Genomic DNA, 18,035 nt, shown 5'->3' with positions numbered 1-18,035 from the left:
CAGGCATTGCTTCGTCGTCATGTCGAGAGCGTGGATCATAGCGCCGCCCCCTCGGCCGGTCCGGCAGGACCGGAGCGTCGTTGCAACTGTTCGATGACCGCGGCCTTCGGGCCATCGGCGACGAGGCGCCCGCGGTCGAGAACAAGCAGGCGATCGACGAGGCTCAGCATGCTGTGACGGTGCGTGGAGATCAAAAGGGTGACATCGCTGCTGAACACATTGGAGAGCTTATTGATCAGCTCACGCTCGCTGGCGAGATCCATTGCCCCGGAAGGCTCGTCCAGGAACACCACCTTCGGCTTGCGCAACAACAGCCGGGCAATGGCGACCGCCTGGCGCTGCCCGCCCGAAAGCTGGGAACCGCGCTCACCGACCGGCATGTCATAGCCACGCGGATGATGGGAGACGAAGTCGTCGACGCCGGCAAGCCGCGCTGCCGCGACCACCTCTTCATCGCTGGCTGTCGGGTTCGCCATCAGCAGGTTTTCCTTGATGGTGCCGGAAAACAGGTCGGAATTCTGCGACACGAAGGAGACGGCCGAGCGGACGACGGAGGGATGCAACTGCCGGATATCGACGCCATCGAGCAGAATACGGCCGGCGCTGGGCGCGTAGAGACCTGCGAGAAGCCGGCCGAGCGTGGTCTTTCCCGAACCGATACGGCCAATGATGCCAACACGCTCGCCCGCCTTGATCGTAACGTTCATGCCGCTGACCACTTTGTAGTCGGTCCCCGGATAGGCGAAATCGAGATTGGTGAAAGTGATGCTGCCGTTGCGGATCTCGCGGTTGACGAAACCGATCGTGTCCGGCCGATCCTCCGGCTGCTCCATCACCGCATTCAGGATGCGCAGCGACAAAATCGCCTGACGCAGCCGTGCCAGCGTCATCGCAATCTGCCCCAGCGGCGCGACGGCGCGGCCGGAAAGCATGCTGGCCGCAATGATCGCGCCCGAGGAGATGTTGCCTTCAGTGAATTCGTAAGCGCCGGCGACGACAATGCAGACCGTCACCAATTGCTGCACGAATTGCGTCGCGTGCGAGGCCCAGGAGGAGATCTCCTTGATTTGCTCGGCCGTGTTCGAAGAGTGCTTGGCCAGTTCGTTCCAGCGGCGCAAAAGCTGCTTTTCCGAATGCAGCGTCTTCACCGTCTCGATGGCGCTGATCGTCTCTACCAATAGCGCCTGGCGCTGGGCCGATTCGTTCGAGGCGGCGGCGACGCGGTTGCCGATCTTGTACTGCGCGACATAGCCGATCAACACGCTCAAGAGGAACGCGACCGCCGGGATGAGCGCGATCCAGCCTGCGACCGCGTAGACCGCTGCGATGAAAACAAAGACGAAAAGGCTGTCGATGAGGGTGCTGAGCGTATTCGAGGTGAAGAACTCGCGAACGAATTCATACTGCATCGCTCGGTTGGCGTATTCGCCTGTCGAAGGTGGCCGCGATGCCATCGTCGCATGCAGTATCTTCTCGAACAGCATGTAGGAGAGCTTCAGGTCAGCCTTCCGTCCGGCAAAGTCGATCAGCGCGGCACGAACCGTCTTGAGCAGGAAGTCGAACAGAATGGCGGTGCTGATGCCGAGCGCCAGCACCCAAAGTGTCGCCATCGCCTTGTTCGGCAGAATCCGGTCATAGACGTTCATCGTAAAGAGCGGTGCGGCCAGCGCCAGCACGTTGATGAAAAAGGCCGCGATCGCCACCTGCACATAGGCTTGCCAGAATGGCTTGACCGTGGCCGTCAGCCAATGCCGGCGGTCGATGTTACGGGCCTCACCGACGCCGCGGCCGGACGCCGTATTGAGATAGGTGGCTGAGAAGGACAAGGCATAGGCGAGACCGCCGAGCTGCAACTCAGACAGTTTCACCGCCGCTTCGCCGGGGGCAACTGCTCTGTTCGAAAGGTTCAACGTGCCGTCAGGCGCCTCTTCCAAAAGCGCCATGGCGCTGCCGTCACGAAAGACGAGCAGCAGCGGGTACACGAAATCACGATTGCTGATCGCGCGCCCGGAAACGATTTCCGTTTCCAGGCCGACCCGCTCCGCAATACGTGAGACGTCCTCGGCGCTCGGCAACCGCGCGTCAAAAGGAACGTCGGAATAAAGCACGCTGTCGGACGAGGGGCGGTTCAAGAAGATACAGATCTCCTTGAACGCCTCGGAAAAGCCAGTCAAAGACGGGCCGATCTGCACATGCCTGTCAATGCTTTGCACTACCACCGATTGTGTCCACCTTGACGAGGACTATCATTTCTGCCGGATCGGCGCCAACAAATCGAGCGGCAAGTCGTTCGTCTGGCGCGAAGGAACACGGCGATAGGTTTCCGTGGGCGGCGTATCCGGAACATTGAACTCGTTGCGGGCATAGGCTTCGGCCTGGGCCGGCGCCTTGATCTGCATCGTAGAAAGGAGCTGGCCGGTAGCCGCAAGCAAGCGGTACTCGGCAAACAGAGCGGCGTACTGCGAGGTTTTCGCGAGAACGCTGACATTGAAACGCGAATTCTGCGCGCCGAGCACGTCAAGCAACGAACGCTGCCCGACCTTGAGCTGTTCGCGATAGGACTCGACGAGCTGTACGTTCATCTGAGCCTGCGCGTTCAGCGTGCGGGAGATCTCGTACTGGCTGTTGCGGCGTTCCCAGGAAATGCGAACGGCTTCCTCGACCTCGCGATGTGCCTGGTGGAAGACCAGCCGCTGTTCGCTTGCGCGGCGCATCTGCTCCTGCTCGTTGGCGATATCAATGCCGCCACGATAGAGGTTCCACTTCGCCACGATCCGCGCCTGGGCATCCCAGCTGTTGCCGGTCGCGCCGTCGATATCGTTGCCGGTGCGCACACGCCCTTCGGCGAAGACTTCCGGAAGCATGTTCGAGCGTGCCGCTTTGACCTGCGAATCCGCAGCGCTGATGTCGGAATCGGCGGCCTTGATGCGCGGATTGCTGCCGCGGGCGATACCGATTGCCGTCTCGAGCGTCTTCGGCAGAACGCCGGCCACCGACTTCGGCATGGACGGCTTCGTGAGCGGCTGGCCAACCAGGCGGTTGAAGCTGATCTTGACGGTTTCGAGCGATTCCTCTGCTTCCTGCAGACGGGCCTTGGCCGACAACAGGCGTTCACTCGCCTGCTGGCGATCCGCATCGGTAAGGGCGCCACCTGAAATCAGCGAGCTGATATCCGACAGGATCGACTGGTGCACGCCGACGTTCTTGCGCGCTTCCGCAACGATCTGCTGCTGGAGAATATATTCGAAATATTCGCGGACGATCTGCAGACCGATCGTCTCGGACCGTTCGAGGACCCGGAAGGAGGCGCTGTCGACGCGCGCCGCCTGACGCTCCAGTTCGGCGCGACGACCACCGCCATCGAAGAGCTTCTGCGTAATGGTCAGCCCGACGTCGGAAGGATAGAGCGGATCGTTCTCAATGGAACCAAGGCGACGGGCTTCGTCCTCAAGATGTTGAACGCCCGTCGAAGCTTCCATGTCGACGCTCGGCAGATAGAGACCGCGCGCCTGCCGCAGTTCGAACTCGATTGCCTCGCGGTTCTCGATCGACTGCCCGATTTCCGGGTTCGATTCCATCGCGATCTGAAGCGCTTCCCTCAGCGTCATCGCTTCGGCCGCGCCACCTGCAAATACGGTTGACGCGAGCAGAATGGAAAAAAGTCCGCCCTTAAAAGTTTTCCCCACTTTCAATATTATCCCCCTCGCAATCCGTACGTCATGCTGGCGAATCCGAGCGTGCGTTACAACTGCCGAAATTTACCGATAGATAATACAGAGGTAATATAACGCGGCCACCAATTTTGGGGTGGTTCTATGGCGCCCCAAGCTTTCGCACGGCTATGTTGCAAAAATGGAACATTCGTGTGGCGAGAAGAGTAACCGTTAACCTATTGAAATAAAATAAATCAGCCGCGGCTGCCCAAAGTAGCAAGGCGCTTCGACCCACTGCAACGTCGCCGTCAACGCAACGGCAGCGCGAATTCCTTACCATAGCCTCAGCCGCCGCGAGCGGAGGTTACCTGTTTTCCTGGCACTGGCGCTGGCACCAGTAAATCACGCTGAAGGCAGCCGGACGAAATCGACGGTTTGCGTTCCCTCGCTGGCCACCAACACCGTTTCGGATGCCGCCGCACGGCGCAACCTTTCGAGATCTACGCTGCCGTCGAACAATGCGCCGCCGACGCTGAGTGCCAGATCGACCTTGCTGCCGTCTGCCGAGAAGTGTGCCGAAGCCAATGCCTTCGTCAGGCGGACGGAAACCTGCTCGGCATCCGATTCGCTCGCGCCGACCAAAAGAACGTCGAAGCTTGCCGGGCCGGTTCGAGCGACGATGTCATCGCGCCGCACCGAGGTGCTGATCGTGGAGGCGACGAACTGGAGCAGTTCTTCGCTCCAGGCCGGACCGAAAGCGGCACCAACATCGTCGAGGTTGTTGATCCTGAGATGAATGAGTGCTCCGTGAAGCTCTTCGCCGGCGCGTTGCCGGCGACGCTCGAGGCCATTGACCTGCTGGACCAGCCCGCGGCCGGTTACGCAGCCCGTCGTGGCATCGTGGGCGACGACATGGTTGATCTGGTTGCGAAGGCGCTGGGCCCGGCGAAACTGCGTCGCCGCGAGAACGATCAGCGGCACGCCCATCAACAGGGAGATCAACGCGGCGCCAACCACGGCGGCCGCATAGGGCCGATCGACGAGAGCCACCAGGCTGAGATAGACCAAAACCTGGGCGAGTACGGCGAAACCAATAATGCCACCGATGACATATCGCGCGATTCGCCAGTCCCTCTGCCCGTTGAACTGTACTTCTCTTCGCATCCACCGCTCCCGATTCACCAATGACAATCGGTCTAGCGCCAGTTTATGGATATTCCATTTCCAGGGTACCTACAACTTTATGCAGTATGCGGGCTTTCCAAGAAAAATGCTCCAAAACGGGATATCCGGTTCGCCGAAAGCAGCTTGCCGGTCCCTCCCGCGGGCTTGAACGCGCCGTCAACCGCCACCGACGAAAAGAAGCGATTCGATGCCGGATGTCACCTTACCGACCGGGCTCACGCACAGCAACGCTTCCCAAGCGGTCGCCGGCTGTCGTCGATCGCTTTGTTCTCAGTACGCGAGTGCACCGCCGACAACCGACGAAGAGCGCCTTGTCTTCGGCGCTTGATAGGGCCCATGCGTCCGTTCAACTGCGGCAAGGTCGGGAACCCTCCCCGTCTTTCGGCGTTCCTATTCCGCCGGGCGCCCTTGCCCGATGCTGAAGCGCCACGAAAGGAACCGATGATGTACGACAGGGAGCGTTGGCCAGAACAAAGGGCATCAACCGGACTGCCGGTCGGAATCATGCTCCTTTCAGCCCTCACCATAACCGCCTATCTCGCCGTCGGCGGCGCATTTTCGGACGGTGGTGATCGGGCTGTCGTCTACATCCCACAGACAATCGGAAAGTAGCCCACGCAGCGCGGAAGTGCACGGCTACGTTGACCGAAGCTGGCGGACATGAGACATGGCGTGAGACGGGGCGGCTCCTCCTCCGTCCCGTAATTCACGACAGGCCTAAAATGTCTCTACAAACAATGCCGTGAGTGACCGGCAATGAATCCGGCGAGCATACAGCCCGTCCGGTGGCCATTCACGAGCTATCAAGGTGACAGCGACGGCCATTAAAGGCAACGAATCAAAGGGGTGGCGAACTACTCAATTCGGGCTAGGCGGCGCTGACCTCAGCGTCGTATTTTACCTGTTGCACAACTGCGCGCGAGCGCCCGCTCGCCGTCCTTGAGACGATGGAGTGCCGACTGTCCGGGGCCCTTTCTCATCCGAAACGATCAGATCAAGTCGAGACGCATGTGGATCTTTCGAACGCGCCCCAGCGCGCGGCTCCAATATTTGCTAAATCGGCTATAAGCCACTCGCTCAAACCAATCAGGAGAAATCATGGAAACCGTCGAGATCAGCGGCCGCAGCGACTTCGCACTTTGGGCAATCCAGCGCGCCCAGGAAATCGTCACGGCCGAGGGCGCCGCCTTTGCTATGGCCGCTCGCGACATGAATGAGGATACGCTGGGGGAAACTGCCGCCGCGCTCGGCAAAGCCATCAGCGATGCCATGCTCGAAGTCTTTGACGGTCTGACCGCGGAGTGACCTGAGCCGTCGGGACGCACACCGGTCTCGCGATAGGGGCGAGCGCCGGATATCCAAATGGAGGGTGGCGGGTAGCGATCAGCCGCACATCTGGCTTGTGGTTCGCGGTCCGGAGGGCTCGCCGTTCGCCTGTCACCAGCCAGAACGCAATGGCGCGCGCCTGTCCTTCATCAACGCATCCAAGTTCTTGAGGAGGGTTCACTTCTGCCGCACGTCGAGGCCTAATGCCTCGGCGATTGTGATGGTTTGGTCGATCGTGATGATCGCGTCCTTGAGGTGCACGTTTTCCGGTTCGATCGCACTGAGGTCGCTGCCCCTGAGATCACAGGCTGTGAAATCGATGCCGTGCAGCCACGCGCCGGAGAGATCGACGTCTCTCAGCGAGCCACCCTTGCAGGAGGCACCGGTAAGGTCTGCCTCCCGCAAGCGGGTTTCCTTGAAGGATGCGCGGCCGAGACCGGCGCCGGGCAAGCTGACGAAGGACCAGTCGCCGCCTGAGACCTGCATCTGGTCGAAGTCGCATGTATCGAACATGCTGCCGACGAACTTGCACTCTGTGAACCGGCTGTCGAAGAATTTGCAGGACACGAAAGTGCAATTCACGAAGGCACCCGCCTGATGCGACGAGGCATTGAAGCGCGCCCGCCGGAAGGTGCATTCGTGGAAGACGACACCAACGGTCTGCGCCTCGGTCAGGTCGAGATCGACGAACAGAGTGTTCTGATGACGCTCGCGATCGATCTGCCGGCCATACCAGTCCGCACCGGCAATCGTGATATCTATCTTCGGCGGCGCTTCGCCATGTCGTCGTTCAGCCATCGTCATCCATCCATTGAGCTCTGTTAGACGGCGAACGCCTGCCGTTCGGTCATCCTGTTCGACCGGGCAACAATTGAGGACACCGGCAGCGACCTCGCTTCACGCGAGGGTCGACAGACTGTTCAACCTGACTAGCAGAGTCGACAGATTCTAGTAACCGGCAACTGCCGAAGACCCGCCCGGCCGCGCGTCAGTCGTCGATCCGGAAACCGACCTTCATGACCACCTGATAGTGCGCCACTTCGCCGTCCTTGATGTGGCCCCGGATCTGATCGACCTCGAACCACTCGAGATTTCTCATGGTTTTCGACGCCCGCGCGATCGCCGTTTCGATCGCCTCCGTAACGGAAGACTTCGAACTGCCGACAAGTTCTACCTTCTTGTAGACATGGTCACTCATGACACCCTCCCGGTTGCCTCTAGAAGCGATCAACAAGCCTACAGGCAAATCACGAAAACAGCACCTGCCCCACGCATCGAAAGCGACGCGCGCGAGTTGCGGGCATCGCCACGGCTTGCTTCGACTACCCGTCGTCCTGGAAAGCGAGCGTGACCTCAAAGCGGATCATGCCCATGCCTCAGCGACCGCGTGATTTGCACAAGGAACGTGCAGTTTGCCTGGCACTGGCCGGTTTTTCCCGCAAATCGGACGCGCGGTCGTGCAAATGCAACACCGTTTCAGGTGGCCCAACTCTTGCTTCACTCTGTCTGAAACATCCAACCAAGGGATTGTCGGATGATGTGGAGTGGGTTGCTGCTGTCGCTGCTGCTGAGCGTTTCAATGGCCTTCAGCCTGACGGAGTTGAGTTTCGTGCGCAATGGCCGCGGCCAGCAATCGCGCGGCGATGCGGTGCGAACAACGCTCGCGATGTCAGCTGGATTGACCGCTTTGGGATTGGCGTTCAGTCATCAGGGGCCATCACTGGGGGTAATGGCAGTCGTCGCCGGCATAGCGCTCTCATGGCTGGCGGCGCGGTTCGCCTCACGTACCGTTGCGCTCGCGGTCACCATCCTGTCGCTCGGCTTCTATCTGCAGTTCGCGGAACTCGCACCCTTGCGCCCTTGACCGACGGTGCATGAAAGCGTTCGCCCTTCGGTCACGATCGCATCCATCGCGATGTCGTGCCATTGTGGCCTGATGCTCTCCATTCTCTGCTGTTCGAACCCAACGCCGATCACGAATGGCTTCGGTTGAAGCACGGCGAGTGTACGATCGTAATAGCCCCCACCATAACCCAAGCGATAACCGCTCTCGTCGAAACCGACGACCGGGGCGATGACGATGGTCGGCTGAACATCCCGCCCCTCGGTCGGAATTGGGATCCCCCAAACACCCCTCTCGAGCGCCTCGCCAGCGCGCCAGGATCGAAAGCCGAGAGGTTTTGCCTTGGCGAGCACCACCGGTAATGCGCAGTCGGCGCCGCGGGCAATGAGCGTGTTCATCCAGGAGCGCAGATCCGGTTCACCACGGAACGGCCAATACAGCGAAATCGTTTCGCCTCGAACGTTGGACAGAAGTTGGTCGAGCGCAGAAACGATCGCGTCTGTCCGTGCGGTCCGTTCTGCAATCGGAATGCCCTGTCGCGCGGATATCAGCCTTTTTCTCTCTTGCTCCCGCCATTGCACAATCGAGATCGCCTCTGGAGATTCCATGCCCATATAGGCCGGATCCACCTCGTGCATCAGGCAAGGCGGTGATGAAAAGCGCGGCGGAAGATCGTCCTCATCAGGCGTGCACATGGTCGATGGCCTTTCTCCGTTTCCGGGAATGTTTCGAACGCAGTTTCACGAGATCACCTTGATTATCATTTCCCATTCGAGAACAATAAAGCAGCTTCATTCCCTTTCGTAGATAAAATGGACTTCACGACCCTTGAGATTTTTCTGCTGGTAGCCGAGCGCACCAGCGTGACCCGCGCCGCCACCGAGATTGGCCGTGCGCCATCCAACGTCACCAACCGTATTCGCGCACTCGAGGAAGAATTGGGCGTCGGCCTGTTCAGCCGCGACGGCAAGAAGATGACGCTGACGCGCGAGGGGCGTCTTTTTCGCTCCTACGCCACACGGCTGGTGGCGCTCGGTGACGAGGCGCGCAACGCGCTGAAGCCGACGATGATGCCGGACGTCTTGCGGCTGGGCAGCATGGAGAGTACCGCTGCCAGCCGCCTGCCGACGGTTCTGCAGACGATCAACCGAACGCACCCGGATTTGGCGCTGAGGCTCACAATGGGCTCGACGGAGGAACTGACCCGAGCCGTGCTCGCTGAAGAAATCGACTGTGCGCTGATCGCACGTTTGCCAAGCGATATCGCGATGCCGAGACCCGACCCGCTCGAGGACCTCGATGGAGATCCGATCTACCGCGAAGACGTATTGATCGTCTTGCCCGCGTCGCATCCGCCGATCAAAACCGCCCTGGACGTGCGTGTGAGCTGGTTGGCGGCGCTCGAACCCGGATGCACGTACCGCCGTGTCGCGGAACAATGGGCACGTCCGTCGCCGACGATTGCGACCAAGGAGGTTTCCTCCTATCACGCCATACTGGCGAGCGTTGCAGCCGGTGACGCGATCGGTGTAGTGCCACGATCCGTATTCGAACTGATGGACTGGCCAGGCGACGCTCGAACCCATTCATTGCGTGAAATTCAGACACTGCTCATCTATCGTAGGGAGGCCAGCTCCCCTGCGATCGAAATCCTGCGCCGCGCATTGCATACCGACGCTGGCGCCCACTGAAATATTCAACCTACGCGCTGCCATTTACAGGTGACTGCATGACCAATTCGCCCAACCAGACGCCCTCGCAACCGCCGGGCCGTCGTTTCTTCGCGCCGATCCTGGCGGGTGCGACATTGAGGGAGCGCCTGATTGCGTGTCTCGGAGCGCTGGTTGGTATCCTCCTGACCGGTATGATCAGCGGCAGTATCTTTGGTGGCGGTGCCAGCCTTCCCTTGATCGTGGCGCCGATGGGCGCATCCGCGGTTCTGCTGTTTGCGGTTCCCACAAGCCCGCTTGCCCAGCCGTGGTCGATCGTCGGCGGCAACACGATCTCCGCCTTCGTGGGGGTTCTGTCAGCTATGTTCGTGCCGGATCCGCTGATCGCAACTGGTATTGCCGTGGGGATCGCGATCGCGGCGATGTCCTTTACGCGCTGCCTGCATCCGCCCGGCGGCGCCGCTGCGTTGACGGCAGTGCTTGGCGGCCCTGTCGTGGCGAGCTGGGGCCTCCTGTTCCCGCTGGTGCCCGTCGCGCTCAACTCGTGCCTGCTGGTGGCTCTCGGGATCCTGTTTCACAAGCTGGCGAGACGCAACTACCCGCACGTCGTCGCTCCGCCCGCAAATATGCACGCGACCATTGATCCGCCCGCCAATCGCCGGGTCGGCTTTACCGGCGCGGATGTCGATGCCGCGCTCGAGGCGCTGGATGAAACGTTTGACATCAGCCGGGAAGATCTTGATCGGGTGCTGCGCCAGGTGGAATTACAGGCGGCAATTCGGGCGACACCCCACATCCTGTGCCGGGATATCATGTCGAGGGACGTCATCTGCATCCATCAAGACGACAGCAGCGAGGCGGCGCGCTCGTTGCTTCTCAAACACAATATCCGGACCATACCCGTAAAGGATGGAAACGAGCGACTTGTCGGTACAGTCGGACTGAGGGAGCTGACCGAGCCCGGCGCCACCGTCGGCAGCAACGTTGCAACGCCAGTGGTCGCGCGCCAGGACGACCGGGCGATGAGCTTGCTTCCGGCGCTCACCAGCGGAACAATTCACGCGGTCATCATCGTGGATGACGACCATCATGTGCTGGGACTGATTTCACAAACGGATCTGCTGGCGGCAGCAGCGCGGACGTTATTCGATCACAACTCAGGTCGCGAACAGGCTGCATAGGATTTGCCTTCGGTTGTCCACCCGGATCAATCCACCATGCCCGTCGTCAGATTGGCGAGATCAGCAGGCTCAGTGCAGCGAAATCTGTCGCGTCGGTTGCCTCACGTGATGCACGAGCGGTGTTTCGCTCGATATCAGTCGCGCAACCAGACGCCCTGACGCCGTAACCACATCGATGACTGCGTCGCAATAGTCGTCGTCCTTGGTCAATTCATCGACAATCCTTTGACCATAGGCAACTGCGGGTCCATCTGATGGGTATTTCCGGCCAACTTCGTCGCGGCTGACGACGCCTGCTGCATAGATATTGAACAGATAGCGGCGCATGATATTCCACTCCATACGGGATGCCGCTTCGGCGCTGGCCATGCTGAAGGAACCGAAAGCGCTATGAGCGGCATTGCAGGGTTTGAAATGACCCTGCAACCTATCGCGACATCGTCTCCTTGTCGCGTGACCCGAGCGTGACATTTACTCTACGTTAAGCATCGTCAGCTTCACCGTGCTCGACGGACAAGCTGGGATCGGCGTGTCGACCTCGCGGATGCGTGTGACGCTGACCTGACTCGGGACATATTACCGGTCAAAAAACGGCTCGCTGTCGAAGTCGATTCCTGGGCGGACGACGCCCCGTACCTAAGAGGAACGGGTAGGTCAACGACGAGACGTACGCGCGTTTCTGGCGTTTGCGCAGGCACAAAGACGAAGATCCTCACCTCGCGTAGCCAAGGATGCTCTCTGCGCCGCACCGCAGCCCGGAAGTCCCCGGCGCCGGAGGGGCCGATACACATTGCCTCAACCCCAGACGACTTCGATGCGTCCGAGCGCTGCTCGGAATCCGTCTGCAAGCATCCAACAAGGAACAGATGATGATCGATCTCAGCCTCGAAAGCACAGTCGCAACGATCGCAGCCGAATTGCCGGGGGCCGCGGAACTCTTCCGCCGTTACGGCATCAGCTTCTGTTGCGGCGGCAAGATGTTGTTGTCGGAAGCTGCGCTCAAGGCCGGTATCGCCCCTTCGGCATTGCTTACAGAACTGGAAACGCTCAAGCGTTCCGCAAGTCGAGATGCCCCGGAGGAGACCGCCGATCTCATCGCTCACCTCCTCCACAGGTACCACCAAACGCACCGTGCTGAGCTCGCATGGTTGATTCCGCTTGCTCAGAAGGTGGAACGGGTACACGGCGGCCATCCGTCGGCGCCTGTCGGGCTTTCCCAAGCCCTGGAGGCGCTGCGCGACGAGCTCGAAAGCCACATGATGAAGGAAGAGCTCGTGCTGTTCCCGATGATGCAGCGCGGTGATGGCGCTACGATTTCCTATCCGATCGCCCAGATGCGGCGCGAGCACGACGACGAGGTGGAGCATCTGCGAACGATCGAGCACGTCACCCACGGGCTTTCCTTGCCGGACGGCGCCTGCGGTTCGTGGGCTGCGCTTTATACCGGGTTGCGTAAGCTCACCGACGACCTCGTCACTCATATGCATCTCGAAAATGCCGTGCTGTTTCCGCGCTTCGAGGCCGGCCTCCAGACGATTTGATGATCGCGGCGCCAAAGGCGTGGACATCGATCTGGCAGGCGCCGCACCGACCCCTGTTCTTTCTGGCGGGTCTATGGGCGTTTGTCGCGCCTGCGGTCTGGCTTCTGCCCGAGGGTATTGGACCGGACAAAGCCGCCTGGCACAGCCATGAGCTTCTCTTCGGCATGGCCGGTGCGGCGGCAGGTGGCTACCTGTTGACCGCCCTGCCTGCCTGGACAAAGAAGGGCCCGGTCTCGCGTGATGTCACCGTGCTCGCGACCGTTCTCTGGTGCGTGGCCCGCCTGACGACGGCTCTTTCGGCGCACCTCTCGGTCGTTGCTGCAGCGGTCGGGATGTCAGCCTACTTCGTCTTTCTCGCGGTCGTTCTCGCCCGGGGGGGTGTATCGAGCAGAGCGGGACGCCGCTTCTGGGCACCGTTCGCCATGGCGCTGATTGGCATGCTCAGCTCGCTGTGGCTTGACGGAGAGGCAAGCTATCTCGTCGCAGAGGCAGTGCCGCGGATCTTCCTCGCCCTGATCACCCTGATCGGCGGGCGTGCCGTGCCCGCTTTCACACGCTCCTGGCTCGGACGAACTGGTGAGGCAGGTCTCCTTCGGGACCAACACGGGCTTTCCTACCTGGCGATCGGCGGCATAGTTGCCGCCGCCTGGCTCAACGCTTCCGAACAATCGAATGCAGAGGGCATCTTCCTCGTACTGTCCGGCTTGGCGCTCGTGTTACGAATGAGCGGCTGGCAATGCCTGAGAACCCGGCGCTACCCGGCGCTCTTCATTCTGCATCTTGCTTTTTCCTGGACGCCGGCGGCTCTCCTGCTCATTGGGTTCGCCACCATGTTTCCAGACCAGATGTCACCCGCGACCGCCGTGCATGCGGCGACCATGGGGGCAATGGGAACAATGATGGCGGCCCTCATGATGCGTGCTGCGATGGCGCGCAACGAAGGCATACTCGTGCTCAACGGGAAGATGGCATGTGCTTTCGCCCTTACCTGCCTCGCCACAATGATTCGCATTCTCGCCGAATGGATCGGTAGCGCGTATTTCAATCCCATCGTCGCCGCGGCCGCATGCTGGATGTTGGCATGGGGGCTGTTCCTTCTTGCCTATCTACCGGCGCTAAGAGGACCTGTTCCGAGACCAGTCCTGAGCGCTGACAGGGCGCTAGCACCGCTGACCGAACCCGAACGATAGGCTTTGCGCGGTCCTTTCGGACCCGCCATGTGCACCGCCGCGAGAGCGAGTTCTGTTGCCGGAAACACCTGCCTGCCGGCCAATTGCACATTGCATCATGAACATTGTCAGGTCACAAGGTCGCGCTATCTTCCGGAAGATCCATTTAGCGGTAGCCGATGCCACGCCCTCCCAAGACCTCAACCCAGATTGCAAACACCACCAGCAAGGGTGCCGATCGCCCGGAAAGCTCGGAATCGACTGTCGAGCATGTCGTGCTCCAGACGGGCGCTTCAAACCCATCCGACGGGCCGGATCAATCCACGAAAGCCACCCCCTCCCCGACACTCTTCGGCCAAAGCGGACAGGCAGCTCGCCATCTGCTGGTTGCGCTCGGCCACGACTTGAAGGTGGGTGCAATCTTGGTCCGCGCGAAGACCAAGCATGCGGCTTCGTACTTGAAAACGAAATTCAGCCCTTCGAATGCAGACGAAGCCGCATCAACTGCCGACGATCCCCGTGGGTGGTTCGTGGCTGCTCTGGCGAAGGTCGGGAACCGGCTGGGTGCGCTGCGTAAGAAGCCCTCCGAAGATCGCGCGCGCACCTTCGTCAGGCCAAGCTGGTGGAAGGTTGCCATCGGCTTGGCCCTCCTCGCCTGCCTCCTTCTTCCCGGTACTGTACTCGTGTGGGCGCTGAAGGATGTTCCCTGGAGCGAGATTAGGGACGGAACTTTGAAGCCTGTCGTGGTGCTGGAAACGGCGGACGGAGGACCGCTGGTCAGACAAGGCCCTTATCAGGGACCCTACGCACAGTACGACCAATTCCCGCCGCAGCTGATCGATGCCGTGCTGTCAATCGAGGACCGCCGGTTCATGGACCATTTCGGCATCGATGTCAGAGGGATCGGACGGGCACTCGTGCGGAACTTCGAAGCGGGCTCGGTGGTCGAGGGCGGCAGCACCATCACCCAACAGCTCATCAAGCTGCAATATCTCGACAGCGACCGAACAATGAAACGAAAGATCCAGGAGTTCGTGATCGCCCTGTGGCTGGAGTGGAAGCTCGGCAAGCAGGAAATTCTGACGCGTTACCTCAACAGCGCCTATCTCGGCGCCGGCGCGACCGGCATGCCCGCAGCCGCGAGGATCTATTTCAACAAGGACATCGGCGCACTCAACCTGCCGGAATCGGCGATGCTGGCTGGATTGTTGCGGGCGCCGAGCCAGTGGAATCCGATCGACAATTTTGAGGGTGCGCGCCAACGCACATCGGTCGTCCTCGACACGATGGTAGCCAATGGCAAGATCACCGCACCCGAGGCTGCACAAGTCAAGGCGAGCTTCGCCACGCTCCATCCGACGACGCCGACGCCGCGATCCGGAAGCTGGTTCGCCGACTGGATCTCGCCGCAGGCGAGCGAAATCGCCGGCGCATCGCCGGGTTCGACGACGGTACGCACGACACTGTCCCCACAGCTGCAACGGATCGCCGAAAGGGTTCTGGCAAACGCGCTGGATACGGAAGGAAAGGCGGCCGGGGTATCCCAGGCCGCGTTGGTTGCGATGACGCCCGACGGAGCGGTCGTCGCGATGGTCGGCGGTCGCGACTATAAGCAAAGCCAATTCAATCGCGCGGTGACCGCCATGCGGCAACCGGGTTCCACCTTCAAGCTGTTCGTCTACTATGCGGCCCTGAAGGCCGGGTTCACTCTGTCCGACCAGGTCCTGGATGCGCCGATCGACATTAACGGCTGGTCGCCCGAGAATTCCGGTGGCCGCTATCGCGGCTGGGTCACGCTTGCCGAGGCCTTTGCCCGCTCGCTGAATGCGCCAACGGTGGCGCTTGCCCAGGAGGTCGGGCTCGACAATGTGATCGCCGCAGCGCGCGAGCTCGGCATAAACGCGCCGCTGGCCAATACGCCGTCCTTGGCCCTCGGCACTTCCGAGGTCAGCTTGCTTGACCTCACCAGCGCCTATGCCTCCGTCCATCTCGGCAAGGCGCCCGTAGAACCCTGGGGCATCATCGACTTTCAGGCGGCCGGGCAGCCGGAGGCGTTCCGTGTCGGCTCACAGGCCGCGCCGACCATTGATCTCTCCGCGTACCAGCCGGATCTCGTTGGCCTTTTGCAGTTGGTGGTCGAGCGCGGAACCGGACGCGGGGCCGCTCCCGGCGCGTTCGCGGCCGGCAAGACCGGCACCAGCCAAAACAATCGCGATGCCTGGTTCGTCGGCTTCACAGAGCCACTCGTCGCCGGCGTATGGGTTGGCAATGACGACGATACGCCGATGAAGGGGGTCACGGGTGGCGCCTTGCCAGCGCATATTTGGCGCGACTTCATGCGGGAAGCGATGGCGGCGCCTGCGGCAGGAGCGCTTGTCGAAAGCCCGGCCGCGCCGCAGTCCTGCAACATCACGGCCTGCTCCCGCAGCTATCGTTCCTTCAGGCCGTCGGACTGCACCTATCAGCCCTATTATGGCGGACGGCGACTCTGTGAAAAATGAGCCTTGCTTGGGCACGATGCCAGCTGACTGGAGCACGGCCTTTGACGTTGGACGGCGGCGATCAATCCAGTTCTTCAGGAATAAAGCCGCCGGTCTGTCGCTTCCAAAGACGGGCATAGAGCCCGTCTCGCTCCAGGAGCGCATCCGGTGTGCCTTCCTCGATGATCCGGCCGCGATCCAGAACGATGATCTTGTCCATCCTAGCAATCGTCGAAAGGCGGTGGGCAATGGCAATCACTGTCTTGCCGTCCATCAGCAGGTTGAGCTTTTCCTGGATCGCCGCCTCGGCCTCGCTGTCCAGTGCGGACGTGGCTTCGTCGAGGATCAGGATTGGCGCATTCTTCAGCAGCACCCGCGCGATCGAAACACGCTGTCGCTGACCTCCTGATAGCTTGATGCCGCGATCGCCGACAAAGGCCTCGTAGCCCTTGCGACCCTCGCCATCGGTCAGTTCGGCGATGAAGGTATCGGCTTGCGCTGCCCTTGCGGCCTGCTCGATTTCCGGCCGGGTTGCTTCGGGATGACCATACAGAATGTTGTCGCCGACCGACCGGTGCAAGAGCGCGACATCCTGGGCGATGACACCAATGTTTCGCCGCAGGCTCGCCTGGCTCACGGCGCGAATGTCCTGCCCGTCAATGTGGATGGTGCCCCCCTGGATGTCATAAAAACGCAGCAACAGGCTGACCAGCGTCGTCTTGCCCGCACCGGACAGGCCGACCAAACCCACCTTCTCGCCCGGGCGAACCGTCAGCGACAGATCATCGATGACCGGCCGGTCCACCTTGTAGGCGAAGCGAACATTCTCGAACCGAATTTCGCCGCGCGGAACGGTGAGCTTCGTTGCGTCCGGTCGATCGGTCACAGTCGGCGGCGTGGTCATGACCGGCATGGCATCCTTGATCGTGCCCAGCGCCTTGAAGATCTGCTGCCCCATCTGCAGGAAGGTGAAGGAGCTCGCCGAAAGCCGTTGGAGGATATAGACGGTCGCAACGAAATCGCCGACCGTCAGAAAGCTGTCGAATAGCCCCCAGAAGCCGATGCCCAGCATGACGAGCCAGAGCAGCATGTTGAGGCTGATGACGACGAGCTCGGTCGTCCGGTAGATGCGCTGCTCGTGGTGCAGCGTACCGACCGCCTTCGACATAATCTTCCGCAGCGCACCCGCCTCACTGTCTTCGGCAGCGAATTGCTTGACCATCTGGATGTTGCCGTAGATGTCGGTCATCGCGCCGGAAACCAGGCTGTTCTGCTTCGCCGAGCGCCGTGCGCGCTCCGTGAAATCCGGTACGACCTTGATGGTGAAGAGCACATTGACGATCACCCAAAGGACGACCGGCAACGCCAACTGCCAGGAGAGCGCAAACAGGAGCAGAACCGAGCCGACGATCTGAAGCAGGAAGCGCGGCGCCGTCTGAAAGGCAATCAGGATCTGTTGCTGAACGGCATTGGCGACCTGGCCGAGACGCGATGCCACCTGCCCGGCAAAAAGGTCATGGAAGAAGGCGAGATCCTGCCCTTCGATGGCCTTGTGCCCCTGCCACTGTATGGCGATCGGCAGACTGATGCCGATCGTATGCGAGTTCAGAATGTTGGTGATGTAGAAGAAGATCGGCATCACCGGAAAGATCAGAAAGGCCAGGAACGCCAACAGCCAGAACCGGTTCTCGACGAAGAGCGCGACGCCCTGTGTCGCCACGCCATCGACGATCACCGATAGCCCCCAGATGATCGTCAGGTTGATGGCTTCCACTGCCATCGACGTCAGCGCCATCGCAATGACGACGGCACGAAACATCCGGATGAAGTGCAGGAGGACCGCGACGGGTCCGCTGGTGGGAAGTGGTTGGTATGGGATGTCGAGCGGTCGGATCAGCGTTTCGAAGGGGCGGTAGATCGCATCTGAAATGGACATAAGCCGCTCGGTTCGATCGTCGGGAGAGGAAGGTCTAGCTACACGCCGAGC

At 60.9% G+C, this 18,035-nt stretch carries 15 protein-coding genes; 7 read left to right on the top strand and 8 right to left on the bottom strand.

All coding sequences use genetic code 11. The features are described 5' to 3' along the window. Positions 1-35: 35 nt before the first annotated feature. From ASE60_RS09645 to ASE60_RS09635, 3 genes are all read right to left on the bottom strand, one after another. Positions 36-2,213 (bottom strand): type I secretion system permease/ATPase, encoded by a 2,178-nt coding sequence (locus ASE60_RS09645; protein ID WP_057249620.1) that lies wholly within the window; start codon positions 2,211-2,213, stop codon positions 36-38. A 33-nt stretch (positions 2,214-2,246) separates the two neighbouring features. Then, positions 2,247-3,608, bottom strand: a complete 1,362-nt coding sequence (locus ASE60_RS09640) for a TolC family outer membrane protein (RefSeq protein ID WP_082615788.1) — start codon at positions 3,606-3,608, stop codon at positions 2,247-2,249. Positions 3,609-4,055: 447 nt separating this feature from the next. Then, positions 4,056-4,817, bottom strand: a complete 762-nt coding sequence (locus tag ASE60_RS09635; protein WP_057249616.1) for a diguanylate cyclase — start codon at positions 4,815-4,817, stop codon at positions 4,056-4,058. A gap of 1,119 nt (positions 4,818-5,936) precedes the next feature. Here ASE60_RS09635 and ASE60_RS09630 point away from each other — a divergent pair. Further along, the gene (locus tag ASE60_RS09630) at positions 5,937-6,143 is read left to right on the top strand and encodes a hypothetical protein (protein WP_057249614.1); all 207 of its coding nucleotides are present in this window, start codon (positions 5,937-5,939) and stop codon (positions 6,141-6,143) included. Between the two features lie 198 nt (positions 6,144-6,341). Here the strand turns inward: ASE60_RS09630 and ASE60_RS09625 are convergent, their stop codons facing one another. Together ASE60_RS09625 and ASE60_RS09620 are read right to left on the bottom strand one after the other, a co-directional pair. Continuing rightward, positions 6,342-6,962, bottom strand: a complete 621-nt coding sequence (locus ASE60_RS09625) for a pentapeptide repeat-containing protein (protein WP_057249718.1) — start codon at positions 6,960-6,962, stop codon at positions 6,342-6,344. 190 nt (positions 6,963-7,152) lie between these two features. Beyond that, positions 7,153-7,362 carry a dodecin gene (locus ASE60_RS09620; protein ID WP_057249612.1) on the bottom strand — a complete coding sequence of 70 codons (210 nt, stop codon included), beginning with the start codon at positions 7,360-7,362 and terminating at the stop codon, positions 7,153-7,155. A 336-nt stretch (positions 7,363-7,698) separates the two neighbouring features. Between ASE60_RS09620 and ASE60_RS09615 the strand changes: the two genes are divergently transcribed. Further along, positions 7,699-8,028 carry a hypothetical protein gene (locus tag ASE60_RS09615; RefSeq protein WP_057249610.1) on the top strand — a complete coding sequence of 110 codons (330 nt, stop codon included), beginning with the start codon at positions 7,699-7,701 and terminating at the stop codon, positions 8,026-8,028. On the opposite strand, the gene ASE60_RS09610 is transcribed toward ASE60_RS09615, so the two are convergent. Beyond that, positions 7,989-8,702 carry a 5-formyltetrahydrofolate cyclo-ligase gene (locus ASE60_RS09610; protein ID WP_057249608.1) on the bottom strand — a complete coding sequence of 238 codons (714 nt, stop codon included), beginning with the start codon at positions 8,700-8,702 and terminating at the stop codon, positions 7,989-7,991. The genes ASE60_RS09615 and ASE60_RS09610 overlap by 40 nt on opposite strands. A 117-nt stretch (positions 8,703-8,819) precedes the next feature. Here ASE60_RS09610 and ASE60_RS09605 point away from each other — a divergent pair, with 117 nt between their 5' ends. Continuing rightward, a complete protein-coding gene (locus ASE60_RS09605; RefSeq protein ID WP_057249606.1) occupies positions 8,820-9,698 on the top strand; it encodes a LysR family transcriptional regulator in 879 nt (292 codons plus the stop codon). A gap of 38 nt (positions 9,699-9,736) precedes the next feature. Further along, entirely contained in the window at positions 9,737-10,858 is a 1,122-nt protein-coding gene (locus ASE60_RS09600) for an HPP family protein (protein ID WP_057249604.1), read from the top strand. Positions 10,859-10,927: 69 nt separating this feature from the next. On the opposite strand, the gene ASE60_RS09595 is transcribed toward ASE60_RS09600, so the two are convergent. Further along, positions 10,928-11,227, bottom strand: a complete 300-nt coding sequence (locus ASE60_RS09595; protein ID WP_156414616.1) for a hypothetical protein — start codon at positions 11,225-11,227, stop codon at positions 10,928-10,930. A 500-nt stretch (positions 11,228-11,727) separates the two neighbouring features. Between ASE60_RS09595 and ric the strand changes: the two genes are divergently transcribed. The 3 genes from ric to ASE60_RS09580 all read left to right on the top strand — a co-directional run bounded on the left by ric (position 11,728) and on the right by ASE60_RS09580 (position 16,069). Then, positions 11,728-12,399, top strand: coding sequence for an iron-sulfur cluster repair di-iron protein (ric, locus tag ASE60_RS09590; protein WP_057249601.1), 672 nt, complete (start codon positions 11,728-11,730; stop codon positions 12,397-12,399). Further along, complete coding sequence (locus ASE60_RS09585) at positions 12,399-13,589, top strand: NnrS family protein (protein ID WP_057249599.1); 1,191 nt, start codon at positions 12,399-12,401, stop codon at positions 13,587-13,589. Before ric ends, ASE60_RS09585 begins: the two co-directional genes overlap by 1 nt. Before the next feature lie 158 nt (positions 13,590-13,747). Continuing rightward, positions 13,748-16,069, top strand: coding sequence for a PBP1A family penicillin-binding protein (locus ASE60_RS09580; RefSeq protein WP_057249598.1), 2,322 nt, complete (start codon positions 13,748-13,750; stop codon positions 16,067-16,069). Between the two features lie 61 nt (positions 16,070-16,130). Here the strand turns inward: ASE60_RS09580 and ASE60_RS09575 are convergent, their stop codons facing one another. Next, the gene (locus tag ASE60_RS09575) at positions 16,131-17,984 is read right to left on the bottom strand and encodes an ABC transporter ATP-binding protein (protein WP_057249596.1); all 1,854 of its coding nucleotides are present in this window, start codon (positions 17,982-17,984) and stop codon (positions 16,131-16,133) included. Positions 17,985-18,035 lie beyond the last annotated feature (51 nt).

The organism is Ensifer sp. Root278, assembly GCF_001429285.1.
Classification (GTDB): domain Bacteria; phylum Pseudomonadota; class Alphaproteobacteria; order Rhizobiales; family Rhizobiaceae; genus Ensifer.
This window is presented reverse-complemented; position numbering and strand designations above follow the sequence as displayed.

Coding starts and splice junctions, on each gene's coding strand:
- ASE60_RS09630 (WP_057249614.1), top strand. CDS start 5,937: ATGGAAACCGTCGAGATCAGCGGCCGCAGCGACTTCGCACTTTGGGCA.
- ASE60_RS09615 (WP_057249610.1), top strand. CDS start 7,699: ATGATGTGGAGTGGGTTGCTGCTGTCGCTGCTGCTGAGCGTTTCAATG.
- ASE60_RS09595 (WP_156414616.1), bottom strand. CDS start 11,227: ATGGCCAGCGCCGAAGCGGCATCCCGTATGGAGTGGAATATCATGCGC.
- ASE60_RS09620 (WP_057249612.1), bottom strand. CDS start 7,362: ATGAGTGACCATGTCTACAAGAAGGTAGAACTTGTCGGCAGTTCGAAG.
- ASE60_RS09610 (WP_057249608.1), bottom strand. CDS start 8,702: ATGTGCACGCCTGATGAGGACGATCTTCCGCCGCGCTTTTCATCACCG.
- ASE60_RS09575 (WP_057249596.1), bottom strand. CDS start 17,984: ATGTCCATTTCAGATGCGATCTACCGCCCCTTCGAAACGCTGATCCGA.
- ASE60_RS09600 (WP_057249604.1), top strand. CDS start 9,737: ATGACCAATTCGCCCAACCAGACGCCCTCGCAACCGCCGGGCCGTCGT.
- ASE60_RS09585 (WP_057249599.1), top strand. CDS start 12,399: ATGATCGCGGCGCCAAAGGCGTGGACATCGATCTGGCAGGCGCCGCAC.
- ASE60_RS09605 (WP_057249606.1), top strand. CDS start 8,820: ATGGACTTCACGACCCTTGAGATTTTTCTGCTGGTAGCCGAGCGCACC.
- ASE60_RS09640 (WP_082615788.1), bottom strand. CDS start 3,608: ATGACGCTGAGGGAAGCGCTTCAGATCGCGATGGAATCGAACCCGGAA.
- ASE60_RS09580 (WP_057249598.1), top strand. CDS start 13,748: ATGCCACGCCCTCCCAAGACCTCAACCCAGATTGCAAACACCACCAGC.
- ASE60_RS09625 (WP_057249718.1), bottom strand. CDS start 6,962: ATGGCTGAACGACGACATGGCGAAGCGCCGCCGAAGATAGATATCACG.
- ric (WP_057249601.1), top strand. CDS start 11,728: ATGATCGATCTCAGCCTCGAAAGCACAGTCGCAACGATCGCAGCCGAA.
- ASE60_RS09635 (WP_057249616.1), bottom strand. CDS start 4,817: ATGCGAAGAGAAGTACAGTTCAACGGGCAGAGGGACTGGCGAATCGCG.